Here is a 12,796-nt window from a genome sequence, read left to right as displayed (position 1 = left end):
GGAATCGTCTCCTGACTAGTTGGCCGATTTTGCTTCGAACGTCGCAGCGACCAAGCCCTTGAGCCACTGGTCGTGGCCGTTGATCATCGGATTCGGCTCCGCGGCCGCGAGGGCCTGCGCCGGTTTTCCCCTCTGCGTTTCCTGCGTAAGGATGCGCACGCGGCCACCGGAGAGGTCTTCGAGCAACCAGGCGTGATGGACGTCGAGGCGGTCTTCCGCCGTGCGGCCAGCCCAGCCGTGCCAGGCGACGCGAGCGGGCTGGCCGCCAACCGGAGCCACATGCTCAACGACTTGCGCCTCAACCGGAAAACCGAACGTTTCGAAGTAGAAACGCACACCGTCTTCCAGTTCCGGCCCCTTCCCGTCATAGAAACTCGGGTTGGCCGAATTGGCGTAATAGGTCGGCCACAGCGCCGGGGTATTCAGAAACGGCCAGACGTCGGCGACGGAAAGACCGGCGACAATCATTTCGTTCGAGGCAAAGTTGTCGGTGAAACCGGGAAGGTAGCCTTCCGGCCAGATGATTTCGTTCATTGGACTGCTCCTGATGTGATTACGAAGGTTTCGCTAGCGATCTGGAAAAGGTCGTCAGCGCGTGGCCACATCATGAAAAAAGCAGAGAAATAAATCCAATGACAATTTTTAATTTCACATATCACGCATACAAATATCACACACAATGCTTCTCGCCGATGCGCTGGCGCAGGAATTCGACCGCACGCCCGGCACGCGCTGAGAGCGGCCATTCGGCGCGGTGGATAAGCCACAGTGTGTCGATAACGGTTGTCGGATGAATAACGACCCTGATCGCCTCCTGACGGGCAAACGCCTGCCGCGCATATTGCGGGATGACCGCAAAGCCGAGCCCGCGCGCCACCGGCTCCAGAATCATGCCGATATGGTTGATGAAGCCATGACAGGGGATGTGGCGGATACCGGCATTACCGGGGAAAATCCGGCTCAGCAGCCGGCTGGCCATCGCCTGTCCGTCGGGATGGTCGATGAAGCCGATGCGTTCGAGATCGGCCCAGACCTGCACGTCCTTGCCGGCCGGCACAACCAGTTCGAGCGCCTCTTCGGCAAAGAGACTAGCGGCGATGCGCACGTCGTCCGGGCGGTAGGTCATCAATCCAAGTTCATAACGGTTCTGCACGACAGCTTCGAGCACCTCGGGGTCGGGGGCGAAGCGGTGCCGGACGGTCAGCCCCGGGTGCGCGGCTTGCAGGTCGAGCAGCAACGGATAGACGGCAAGGCCGATGCTACCGGGACTGGTCAGCGTAATCTCGCCACAATCGGCTTCTGTTTCCGAGAGTCGCAACTCAAAGCGTTTATTGACCTGATCGATTTCCCGGCAGTATTCGGCCAGCGTTTTCCCGGTCGGAGTGAGTTCCAGCTGACGCGGTCTGCGAATAAATAGCGTGCCGAACTTCTCCTCCAGATGCCGGACATGTAGGCTGACCGCCGCCTGAGTCACCCCAAGGCGCTCACCGGCGCGCGTGAAGCTCCCCAGCTCGATCAGGGTGGTGAACGTATGAAGCCATTGGGGATTTATCATAAGAATATGTTATGGATCACATAACCAAATCACTGTTCAGTTTATAGCCGTACCTGTCTAAAGTATGCCCATTCCAATTGCGAAGGACAATCTGACATGGCATTGCCCTACCCTCGCTGCTTTTCCCATATCGGCCTGTCGCTCACCGAGCTCGACGCGGCCGTCAAGTTCTACACCGAGGTCAAAGGGATGGCCGAAAAAATCGTCGCTGCCGGCGGCAAGCAGCGCATGCCGGTGCGTGAGTACTTCCCGGGCGAAAAGCCTTACCGCATGGTCTACATGGAAGACCCGTTCGGCAACATTCTTGAAATCTATAGCCACAGCTCCGAGCTGACATACTCGGCAGGCGCGTACCAGTCGGGAGAACGCTGATCATGGACTGCGTGAGCGTTCCGGCTGTATGCAAAAAGTGGGTCTGGCAGACGGGGCACGATCCGCTCGGTCTGCGCATGCAAAATGGTCCAATCCAACCACTTGCGGCGGGCGAGGTACTCGTTCGCAATGCGGCGATCGGACTCAATCCGGTGGACTGGAAGGTGCTTGGCAAGATTGACAGTTGGCGGCCGGGCCATGTCCCCGGGGTCGATGGCGCAGGCGTCGTCGTGGCGACGGGCGAAGGCATTTCCGCATCCTGGCTCGGCCAGCGGGTTGCCTATCACCAGAATCTTCACCGCTTAGGCAGTTTCGCGGAATACACACCGCTGGCCGTCCGCGCATTGATGCGCGTCCCGGATGCGCTCGACTTTGCGACGGCCGCGAGTTTCCCCTGCCCCGGATTGACGGCCTGGCAGGCCATCGAGAAAGTTCCGGCTCGAAAAGGCGCCGCCTTTCTGATCAGTGGCGCCGGTGGCGCCGTCGGTCACTATGTGGCGCAACTAGCCGCGGAAAGGGGTTTTTCCGTCAGCGCCATTTGCCACGAACGTCACTGGCATCGACTCAATTCGCTGGGCGTTTCCCGGTGCGTTGCGGAACTGGGCACGCTGGAAGATCGGGCGTTTTATGCGGTGATCGACAGCGTCGGGCCAGATCGGGCCGCACAGCTGGCAGCGCGGCTTGAAGCCAACGGCCATCTCGTCTGCATTCAGGGGCGCGTGGCGCAATGGCCGTTTCCCGCATTCGAACAGGCCGTTTCCTTGCATGAAGTAGCCCTGGGCGCCTTGCATCGGCACGGCAGCGACGAGGCCTGGGCGCGGCTGATAGCCGCGGGCGAGCGGATGCTTGACGCGCTGGCGACTGGCGGCATGGAGCCCGAGACGCAAGTCCAACGCGATTTTTCGGAACTGCCCGAATTCCTTGATGCTCTGCGCCACCGCGGCTTCTCCGGCAAGCCGCTCGTGCTGCTCCCTTCTTCATGAATCGCGTAACCGCCGATTTTTTCAAACTCAGTTATCAGGAAAACTTGCTATGACTCCCGCGTTAAAAATCCTCGTTGTTCTCACATCTCACGCCATTGCCGGTAGCGCCGATCATCCGACCGGGCTTTGGCTTGAGGAATTCACCACGCCCTACTACGCCTTTGTCGATGCGGGCGCGGAGGTTGATGTTGCCTCCATTCAAGGAGGCAAGGCACCGATCGATCCGGGTTCGGTCCGCCCGGAAGGGAAAAACCCTCCGAGCGTCGAGCGGTTTTTAAAAGATCCGGCCGCACGCGTCAGGATCGAAGCGTCGATCAAGCTCGATTCGGTCAATTCGGCCCCCTACGCCGCGGTGTTTCTGCCCGGTGGCCACGGCACAATGTGGGATTTCCCCCAGAGCGAGCGGTTGGCGAAGCTGGTGAGCGAAGCGTGGGGAGAAGGAAAAGTGATTGCCGCGGTCTGTCATGGACCGGCCGGTCTGGTCAATGCCAGGGACGAGACCGGCAAACCATTGGTCGCTGGGCGTCGTGTGGCGGCATTCTCCAACAGCGAGGAAGTGGCTGCAAAAATGGAGAAGCAGGTTCCGTTTGCGCTGGAATCGCGCATCCGCGATCTCGGTGCACGCTACGAGAGCGGACCGAATTTCAAGCCGTTCGCGGTGCGTGACGGGCGCCTTGTCACCGGCCAGAACCCCGCGTCGTCGGAGAAGGTGGCCGATCTGGTGCTCGAAGCCACCCGTGAAACCGCAGCAACGCCCTGATACCCGCCATCGCACTCTCCTCTCACTAACCCTTCATCAAGAACCAGGCTATCTAAGAAAACCATGTCATCCCTATTTACCCCTTTCAAACTCAAGGACGTCACGCTACGCAACCGGATCGCCGTTCCGCCGATGTGCGTTTTCAGCGCCACGGACGGCTTTTCCAACGACTTCCACTGGAGTCACTACAGCACGCTCTCGCGCGGCGGCCCCGGTCTCGTGATCGTCGAAGCCACCGCCATTGCGCCGGAGGGACGGATTACCCCGTCGTGCCTCGGGCTCTGGGACGATGCGCAGGCCGAAGGGCTGGCAAAAATCGCCAAAGGCATCAAGGCAGGCGGCGCGGTAGCCGGCATCCAGATCGGCCACGCCGGGCGCAAGGCGAATGCCAACCTGCCGTGGGAAGGCGACGACCACATCGCCAAAGACGATCCGCGCTACTGGGAGACGATTTCGCCCTCGCCCGTCGCCTTCGGCGGCGGTTTGCCGCGTATTCCCAAAGAAATGACGGTGGAAGACATCGCACGCGTTCGCTTGGACTTCGTGGCTGCCGCCCGCCGCGCCCGCGATGCCGGTTTTGAATGGCTGGAACTGCATTTCGCGCACGGTTATCTCGGCCAGAGCTTCTTCTCGGTGCACGCCAACCAGCGCACCGACGAGTACGGCGGCGATCTGGCCGGACGCAGCCGCTTCCTGCTCGAAACGCTCGCCGCTGTGCGCGAAGTGTGGCCGGAGAACCTGCCGCTGACGGCCCGTTTCGGCGTCATCGAATACGACGGTCGCGATGCAGAGACGCTCGCGGAGGCGATCGAACTCGCCCGTAAGTTCCGCGCCGGCGGCCTTGACCTGCTGAACGTCAGCGTCGGCTTCTCGACGCCACACGCGGATATCCCTTGGGGACCGGCCTTCCTCACACCTGTCGCCGAACGCGTGCGTCACAAGGCGGGCATGCCCGTCGCCTCGTCATGGAACATCGACACGCCCGCCCTTGCCGAGCATGCGGTGGCCGCCGGACAGCTCGATTTGGTGATGATCGGCCGCGTGCATCTATCCAATCCGCACTGGACGTACCAGGCCGCACAATCCCTGCACATCGACAAGCCGGATTGGGTTCTCCCAGCCCCCTACGCCCACTGGCTGGAGCGCTACAAGCGTAATTCCTGACCGGGCATTAGCCAGTCTGCGAGCGAAACAGGGAGATTGTCGGATACGGCAAAAGTATCCTTCAGACTGGCCCATACGCCGCGATGAACACGGTCACCGCACGCACGACGATCCCTCTGATTTTTTCCTCGCTCACCTCGACCGGCACTTGAAACAAGAAGTGGTCGAGTAGCTCGGCTTCGAGCAAGCCGCGCAGGTGCAATGTAGCAACTTGCGCGTCGGCCTGACGCAGCTTGCCAAGATCCATCGCCGCCTGCAGAAAGTCGGAAACCATGGCCAGACTGCGCTGCGGCCCACGTTCGAAACACAGGCGACCCAGTTCGCCGCGCCCAGCCTCCGAAACGATCAGTCGCCTGGCCGCCTGGACTTCAGGCGAAAACAGGAGCGCCAGCAGTCTTTCGCCGAAATGACATAGCGACTCGGCAATATCATCCGTAAACGGATCGAGCGCCTCGTGGGTTGCCTCGAATTCCTTCTCGGTCGAACGGAACATGATTTCGAAAAACAACTCTTCCTTCGACGGGAAATAGTTGTAAATCGTCGCCTTCGACCCGCCGACACGCGCGCAGATTTCCGACATCGAGGCCCGCTCGAAACCGACTTCACGAAAGACCTCGGTCGCCACGTCGAGGATGGCCTGCCGCTTCGTTTCACTTTTCGCTCTCATCGCCGCCTTGTCTTTTCCATCTTAACTAAACCAACCCGTACAGTTTAGCTTGACGCAGAAAAAACACAAAATTAAACTGTACCGTACAGTTATAAACACGAGGTCGTTATGCGTTTCTGCCCCCCTCCACCGCGAACACGCTTGCCGCATCTGCGCAGTAAGCCCCTTGGACTCACCATCGCGCTCACCCTCGCACTTGCCGCAAGCGGATGCGCCCAGCTTCCATCACTCGACGCACTCGCTCGCCTCAAGCCAGCCACGGACTATCAGACGGCCATGTCGTTCACCAGCCCGAGCACGGATTGGCCGGACGATCAATGGTGGCGCGCCTACGAAGATCCGCAGCTCAACGCGCTGATCGAAGAAGCCTTGCGCGATTCGCCCGACCTCGCCGTCGCCGCGGCCCGCGTCCGTTACGCGGAAGCCGCGAGCCAGATTTCCGGTTCCGCGCTACTGCCGCAGATCGGTGCCAACGCTTCGGCCACCGAACAGCGTCAGAGCTACAACTATCTGACCCCGAAATCGATGACCCCGGAAGGCTGGCAGGATTACGGCCGGGCCACGCTCGACTTCAGTTGGGAGCTCGACTTCTGGGGCAAGAACCGCGCCGGGCTCGCCGCCGCCACCTCGGAGCTTGAAGCAAGCAAGGCGGAAATGGCGCAAGCCCGCCTGAGCCTCGCCGCCGCCATTGCCACCGACTACGCCGAACTCGCCCGCCTCTTCGCCGCCCGCGACACCGCCGCGCGCTCGCTGGAAGTTCGGAGCCGAACGGCCGCCCTGTTCGCCGAGCGATTCGCCAACGGTCTGGAAACGCGCGGCAGCTTGCGCGAGGCCGAAGCCCGGCGCGCAAGTGCCGAAGGCGAACTGCTTCTGTATGAAGAGCAGATCGGACTGCAACGCAACCGGCTGGCCGCCTTGCTCGGCGCCGGCCCTGACCGCGGACTGGCCATCGAACGTCCGGCCATCAATCTGCATCGCCGGTTCGGACTCCCCGACAAACTTGCCGCCAACCTTCTCGGCCGGCGCCCGGATGTCGTCGCGGCACGCCTGCAGGCCGAAGCCTACGCGTACCGGATCGACCAGAAAAAGGCCGAGTTTTACCCGAACGTCAATCTCGCCGCTTTCATCGGCGTGCACTCGCTGGGCCTGAACATGCTGAGCAAAAGCGGTTCAACCACCGGCAGCATCGGCCCGGCCATCTCGTTGCCGATCTTCACCGGCGGACGGCTGACGGGCGAACTGCGCGGCACGGCCGCCGGTTATGAACAAGCCGTCGCCAACTACAACCGCACCGTCACCACGGCCTTGCAGGAAGTCGCCAATGCCGGACTCAGCCAGAAGTCGCTCGGCGCGCGATTGACCAAGGGTGAAGAAGCCGTCGCCGCCGCCGGCGAAGCGCACCGCGTCGCCCGCAATCGTTACGAAGGCGGACTTTCCAGCTTTCTGGAAGTGCTCTACGCCGAAGACGTGCTTTTGAACAACCAGCGCATTCTGACCGATCTTCAGTCGCGCGCCCTCACCCTCGACGTGGCCCTGATGCGTGCGCTGGGCGGCGGCTACCGCGAAACAAGCGACTCCAACAGTTAACCGACGAGCAAACAGGATTCCATCATGTCTGAAAACACCTCCCCCGCACGCACCCAAAACAACCGGGAAGAACGCCGGCGCAAGCTCCTCATCGGGTTGGCTACTGGCGTCGTTGTCGCCGGCCTGGGAATGGCCGCCTACTGGTTCTTCTACGCCTCGCATTTCGTCTCCACCGACAACGCCTACGCCGCCGTCGAAATCGCCCAGGTCACGCCGTCGGTCGGCGGCACGATCAGCGAAGTGCGCGTCACCGATACGCAAGCCGTCAAGAAAGGCGACGTGCTCGTCGTCATCGACCCGACCGATGCCAAGCTCGCCCTCGCCCAGGCCGAAGCCGACCTCGGCCGCGCTATCCGGCGCGTCAAGGGCTATGTCGCCAACGACGGTGGTTTCGCCGCGCAAATCGCCGCCCGCGAAGCCGATGAGAAGCGCGCTGCCGCCCAGCTCGCCGCGGCCGAAGCCGACTTCGAACGGGCCAGGATCGATCTGCAGCGGCGCGAGGCGCTCTCGGCCTCGGGCTCCGTTTCCGGTGACGAACTGACGCGCGCCCAGAACGCCTTTGCCGCCGCGCAAGCCAATCTGGCCGCCGCGCGCGCCGGCGCCGCACAAGCCAAGGCCAACCGCAACGTCGCCATCGGCTCAAAAGAAGCCAACGCCGCCCTGATCGCCGACACGACCATCGACACCAACCCGGAAGTCGCCCTCGCCCGCGCCCGCCGCGACCAGGCCGCCATTGATCTCGAACGCACCGTCGTCCGCGCCCCCGTCGACGGCGTCGTTGCCAAGCGGCAGGTCCAGCTCGGCCAGCGCGTGCAGGCCGGTACGCCGCTCCTCGCCGTGGTGCCGGTGCAGAACATGCACGTCGACGCCAACTTCAAGGAAGTGCAGCTGGAGAACGTACGCGTCGGCCAGCCGGTGACGGTCAAGGCCGACATTTACGGCGGTTCGGTCACTTATCGCGGCACCGTCGAAGGTTTCTCGGGCGGTTCCGGTGCCGCCTTCGCGGCGATTCCGGCCCAGAACGCGACCGGCAACTGGATCAAGGTTGTGCAGCGCCTGCCGGTGCGCATCAAGCTCGACCCGGCCGAGCTGGCGACACATCCGCTCAAGGTCGGCCTGTCGATGGCGGTAAAAATCGACACCCGCGAAAAAGACTAAGCGGAGTCGCTTCCCATGAGCCAATCGACACCCCTCGCCAACGGCGAAGCGCCGCTGACCGGCGGCATGCTGTGGGCAGCGGCCCTCGTCCTCGCCGCCGCCAACTTCATCGCTGTGCTCGACATGACGATCGCCAACGTCTCGGTGCCGAACATCGCCGGCGGCCTCGGCGCCACGACCAGTCAAGGCACCTGGGTCATCACCTCCTACGCGGTCGCCGAAGCCATCACCGTGCCGCTGACTGGCTGGCTGGCGGCGCGCTTCGGCGCGGTGCGCGTGTTCGTCGTCTCGATGACCTTGTTCGGCATTTTCTCGGCACTGTGCGGCCTGTCCGGTTCGCTCGGCATGCTGGTTTTCGCCCGCATCTGCCAGGGTCTGGCCGGTGGCCCGCTGATGCCGCTGTCGCAAACCCTGTTGCTGCGCATCTTCCCGAAAGAAAAGGCGGCCGCCGCCATCGGCCTGTGGTCGATGACGACGCTGGTGGCGCCGGTACTCGGCCCGATTCTCGGTGGCTATTTGTGCGATCAATACAACTGGCCGTGGATTTTCTGGATCAATCTGCCCATCGCAAGCGCGTGCGCCTTCATCGCCTGGAGGATGTTGAAGCGCTACGAGCAGCCGCTGTTCAAGACGCCGATCGACAAGGTGGGTCTGATCCTGCTGATCGTCTGGGTCGGCGCGCTGCAAATCATGCTCGACGAAGGCAAGAACCTCGACTGGTTCTCGTCGCACGAAATCGTCGCGCTGGCCATCATCGCCGCCATCGGCTTTGCCGCCTTCCTGATCTGGGAATTGCACGAGGAACACCCAGTCGTCGATCTGCGGGTCTTCCGGCATCGCGGCTTTTCGGTCAGCGTGTTGACCATCAGCCTCGCCTTCGCCGCCTTCTTTGGCGCCAACGTGCTGACGCCGCAATGGTTGCAGATGTACATGGGTTACACGGCGACTTCGGCCGGCATGGCCACCGCGTGGACGGGCGTGTTTGCCGTCTTCGTCGCCCCGATCGCCGCCACGCTGTCGCACCGGGTCGATCCGCGCAAGCTCGTTTTCGGCGGCGTCATCTGGCTTGGCCTCGTCACGCTGACGCGCACGATTGCCACGACCGACATGGACTACTGGCAGATTTCAATGCCGCTGATGGCGATGGGACTCGGCCTACCGTTCTTCTTCGTGCCGCTGACCGGTCTGGCGCTGGCCAGCGTCGATCACCACGAAATGGCCTCGGCCGCCGGCCTGATGAATTTCCTGCGCACGCTCTCGGGCGCCTTCGCCACGTCGTTGATCACCACGGTCTGGGACGACCAGATCACGCGCAACCATGCCGAACTGGTCGGACTCGCCGACAGCGACCAGAGCGTCCGCGCCTTCCTCGAAAGCTCGGGCATGAGCGCCGACGCCGTCCTGCAATCGCTCGACCGGCTTGTTTCGGGTCAGGCCGTCATGCTGGCCACCAACCAGATCATGGCGGCGGTCGGCATCGCCTTCATCGTCGCCGCCTCGGCCATCTGGCTCGCGCCGAAGCCGCATCGGCACGTCGATCCGTCGGTCGGCGGGCACTGAGTTTCTTCGGAGCTAACGGCATGAATCGCTGACCGTTAGCTCCGAATCCCAGCCACCGCAAGACGATTACGGAACTCCCCAGTGTTGTTGTGGTCTTTTTGGGCAGTCGTGGGCGAAGCAACAAAAACGCCAGCCCTAAAAAGATTACCAATCCCATTGAAGGAAACTGCATGAAAATCGGACGTCCTGTCGTCGTCGTGGTCGGCGCCGGCTTTGGCGGTCTGGCCGCTGTCAAGGAACTGGCCAAGGAAGAAGTCGACATCATCCTCATCGACCAGCGCAACCACCACCTGTTCCAGCCCCTGCTCTATCAGGTCGCCACCGCGTGGCTCTCGCCGGCGGAAATCGCCTCGCCGATCCGCAACCTGTTCTCGCAGCAACGGAACGTGACCGTCATCATGGGCAAGGTCACGGGCATCGATACGGAAGCGTGCACACTCCAGATCGACAACGGCCCGCGCCAGGGCAACATCGATTACGACTACCTCGTGCTGGCCACCGGCGCCAGCCACGACTACTTCGGCAACGACCAGTGGGCCACTTACGCACCGGGACTGAAGACGGTGGAGGACGCCACCGGCATCCGCGAGCGGCTGCTGATGGCCTTTGAACTCGCCGAAATGACCGCCGAACCCGCCGAGCGCGACGCCCACCTGACCATCGTCGTCATCGGCGGTGGCGCGACGGGCGTCGAGATGGCCGGTTCCATCGCCGAACTGGCGAGAGCGGCGCTGGCGCGCGATTTCCGGCGCATCGACCCGCGTCAGGCGAAAGTCATCCTGATCGAATCCGGCCCGCGCGTTCTCGGCGCCTTCCCGGAAGACTTGTCGGAAGCGGCCATGAAGTCGCTCGACAAGCTCGGCGTCACCGTCCTCACCAACACGCGCGTCAGCGACTGCCAGAAGGGCTACGTCATGATCGGCGAGGAAAAGATCCCGGCGGCCACCGTTATCTGGGCCGCCGGCGTCAAAGCCTCGCCCGCCGCCACCTGGCTGAACGCCGAGGCCGACCGCGCCGGACGGGTGATCGTCGAATCCGACTTCAGCGTTCCCGGCCTGCCCAACGTCTTCGTCGTCGGCGATACCGCCAGCGCCAAGGACGCCACCGGTCAGACGCTGCCGGGCATCGCCCCGGCCGCCAAGCAGGCCGGCCGCTACGCCGCCCGCGTCATCCGCGCCAAGCTGCACGGCAAGTCCGCCCCCTCACCCTTCCGCTACCACAACTACGGCACGATGGCGACGATCGGCCGCCATGCCGGCGTCGCGGATTTCGGCTGGGTCAAGTTCAAGGGCCACCTCGGCTGGTGGCTGTGGGGCATCGTGCACATCTTTTTCCTGATCGACTTCCGCAGCCGCGTCGTCGTCTCGCTCAACTGGCTGTGGTCGTTCCTCACCTACCAGCGCGGCGCCCGCCTCATTACCGGCAACAAGCCGGAGAATCCGCAGCTGCACGAAGCGAGCTGACCGGCCCCTGGCCGGTTCCCTCTCCGCATGCGGCTTGTACGGCATTAGACGGCCGTATCAGCCGCTATCAAGATCCGTAGTTCGTCCTCCCCAGATCGCTGACTGTCAAAGGGCAGCGGAAGCAAGTCGGCCTGAGCGGCCGTTGGTCTGAAGTATTAAATCGCACCGAAATCAGTCCCTTACCTGCCGCCCAGGCCGCAGAGTGGCTATCTGCTGAGACCGGGGCGGTTCAAGCGCAAGCTGGCCGAATGTCTAGCCCACCGTGTTGCCACCTCCTCAAATGGCTGGCAGCACTTAGAATTACGCATTCCGCGTGCCATATTCGCGCACCAACCGCATTTTTGACGCCACCAAAACCTTCGGCAACATCGTTACCTTCCGCGATCTGGAGCAGGCAACCATCGACGCCATCACCTTGTTTGGTGACAAAAACACCAAGAACGTGGTGCTGGAGAAGAGCTACAAGGAATACATGGAAGGCTTTACCGATGTAGTTACCGGTGAGGCGCGGCGCAGCTTTGCCGACGTGGTGAGGGAACTGGAGCAGCGCTTTCCCGATCCCTCCGCCATTGAAAAAGAGTCCGACAAAAAGGCCTTCGCTAAATTATTCGGCGAGTATTTGCGCGTTGAGAACGTGCTGCAAAACTATGACGAGTTCGCCAGTCTGAAAGACTTGCAAAGCGTGGACATGAACAACCCGGCGGCGGTTGAGGAATTCAAGGCCAGGCATTATTTGAGCGATGAAGATCTGGCAACGCTGCAAGCGATCAAGATCCCTGCTGAACGGAAAATTCAGGATTACCGTTCAACCTATAACGATGTTCGCGATTGGCTGCGTCGGGAAAAATCTGGCGCCGAAAAAGAAAAATCCACCATCGACTGGGATGACGTGGTCTTTGAGGTGGACCTGCTGAAGTCACAAGAAATTAACCTGGACTACATTCTGGAATTGATTTTTGAGCACAATAAAAAGGTCAAGGACAAAGCCTCACTGGTCGAGGACGTACGCCGGGTGATTCGTGCCAGCCTTGGCAACCGCGCCAAAGAAAGCCTGCTGGTCGATTTTATTAACCAGACCGATCTGGACCAGATTGGCGACAAGGCTAGCGTGATTGATGCCTTCTTCACCTTTGCCCAAGCAGAACAACAGCGAGAGGCACAGGAACTGATCAGCGCCGAGAACCTGAATGCAGAGGCGGCCAGACGCTATATCACCACCTCACTGAAACGCGAATTCGCCAGTGACAATGGCACCGAGCTCAATGCCGTTCTGCCCAAGATGAGCCCGCTTAATCCGCAATACCTGACAAAAAAACAAAGCGTGTTCCAGAAAATCGCGGCTTTTGTGGAGAAGTTCAAAGGCGTGGGTGGGCAGGTTTAATGGGATTACGGCCAGCCTCTACGCTCAAGTGAAAGGATCGGAACAACCTGAAGACGGCTCCAAAGGGGGCGAGTGCTGCCGTTGGCATCATGTGGCCCCAACAGCCGCTTCGGCCGACCTCCCGCCGGTGAATTGCCGTGCCGTGC

12 protein-coding genes are annotated in these 12,796 nt (G+C 61.8%); 9 read left to right on the top strand and 3 right to left on the bottom strand.

The window, feature by feature from the left end; genetic code table 11:
• Window positions 1–15: 15 nt before the first annotated feature.
• Both GH659_RS07885 and GH659_RS07880 read right to left on the bottom strand, forming a co-directional pair.
• Window positions 16–534, bottom strand: coding sequence for an SRPBCC family protein (locus GH659_RS07885; RefSeq protein ID WP_153110851.1), 519 nt, complete (start codon window positions 532–534; stop codon window positions 16–18).
• Between the two features lie 136 nt (window positions 535–670).
• On the bottom strand, window positions 671–1,555 hold the full coding sequence (locus GH659_RS07880; RefSeq protein ID WP_153110850.1) for a LysR family transcriptional regulator: 885 nt from the start codon (window positions 1,553–1,555) through the stop codon (window positions 671–673).
• Window positions 1,556–1,651: 96 nt separating this feature from the next.
• Here GH659_RS07880 and GH659_RS07875 point away from each other — a divergent pair, with 96 nt between their 5' ends.
• The 4 genes from GH659_RS07875 (at window position 1,652) to GH659_RS07860 (ending at window position 4,834) form a co-directional block, all read left to right on the top strand.
• Window positions 1,652–1,927 carry a VOC family protein gene (locus tag GH659_RS07875; RefSeq protein ID WP_153110849.1) on the top strand — a complete coding sequence of 92 codons (276 nt, stop codon included), beginning with the start codon at window positions 1,652–1,654 and terminating at the stop codon, window positions 1,925–1,927.
• A 2-nt stretch (window positions 1,928–1,929) separates the two neighbouring features.
• Window positions 1,930–2,910 carry a zinc-binding dehydrogenase gene (locus tag GH659_RS07870; RefSeq protein WP_153110848.1) on the top strand — a complete coding sequence of 327 codons (981 nt, stop codon included), beginning with the start codon at window positions 1,930–1,932 and terminating at the stop codon, window positions 2,908–2,910.
• A complete protein-coding gene (locus GH659_RS07865; protein ID WP_211364160.1) occupies window positions 2,852–3,670 on the top strand; it encodes a type 1 glutamine amidotransferase domain-containing protein in 819 nt (272 codons plus the stop codon). The genes GH659_RS07870 and GH659_RS07865 overlap by 59 nt, the downstream gene beginning before the upstream one ends.
• 63 nt (window positions 3,671–3,733) lie before the next feature.
• Entirely contained in the window at window positions 3,734–4,834 is a 1,101-nt protein-coding gene (locus tag GH659_RS07860) for an NADH:flavin oxidoreductase/NADH oxidase (RefSeq protein WP_153110847.1), read from the top strand.
• A gap of 61 nt (window positions 4,835–4,895) precedes the next feature.
• Here the strand turns inward: GH659_RS07860 and GH659_RS07855 are convergent, their stop codons facing one another.
• Complete coding sequence (locus GH659_RS07855) at window positions 4,896–5,501, bottom strand: TetR/AcrR family transcriptional regulator (RefSeq protein ID WP_153110846.1); 606 nt, start codon at window positions 5,499–5,501, stop codon at window positions 4,896–4,898.
• Between the two features lie 108 nt (window positions 5,502–5,609).
• Here GH659_RS07855 and GH659_RS07850 point away from each other — a divergent pair, with 108 nt between their 5' ends.
• The 5 genes from GH659_RS07850 (at window position 5,610) to GH659_RS07830 (ending at window position 12,650) form a co-directional block, all read left to right on the top strand.
• A complete protein-coding gene (locus tag GH659_RS07850) occupies window positions 5,610–7,088 on the top strand; it encodes an efflux transporter outer membrane subunit (RefSeq protein ID WP_153110845.1) in 1,479 nt (492 codons plus the stop codon).
• A gap of 24 nt (window positions 7,089–7,112) precedes the next feature.
• On the top strand, window positions 7,113–8,246 hold the full coding sequence (locus GH659_RS07845) for an HlyD family secretion protein (protein WP_153110844.1): 1,134 nt from the start codon (window positions 7,113–7,115) through the stop codon (window positions 8,244–8,246).
• A gap of 15 nt (window positions 8,247–8,261) precedes the next feature.
• Window positions 8,262–9,806 (top strand): DHA2 family efflux MFS transporter permease subunit, encoded by a 1,545-nt coding sequence (locus GH659_RS07840; protein ID WP_211364159.1) that lies wholly within the window; start codon window positions 8,262–8,264, stop codon window positions 9,804–9,806.
• 170 nt (window positions 9,807–9,976) lie between these two features.
• A complete protein-coding gene (locus GH659_RS07835) occupies window positions 9,977–11,269 on the top strand; it encodes an NAD(P)/FAD-dependent oxidoreductase (RefSeq protein ID WP_153110843.1) in 1,293 nt (430 codons plus the stop codon).
• Window positions 11,270–11,582: 313 nt separating this feature from the next.
• On the top strand, window positions 11,583–12,650 hold the full coding sequence (locus tag GH659_RS07830; protein ID WP_211364158.1) for a type I restriction endonuclease subunit R, EcoR124 family: 1,068 nt from the start codon (window positions 11,583–11,585) through the stop codon (window positions 12,648–12,650).
• Window positions 12,651–12,796: the final 146 nt, after the last annotated feature.

It is taken from the genome of Propionivibrio limicola (genome assembly GCF_009469695.1).
Taxonomy (GTDB): Bacteria; Pseudomonadota; Gammaproteobacteria; order Burkholderiales; family Rhodocyclaceae; genus Propionivibrio; species Propionivibrio limicola.
The sequence above is the reverse complement of the archived record's forward strand: the minus strand, read 5'-3'. Positions and strand labels throughout refer to the sequence as shown.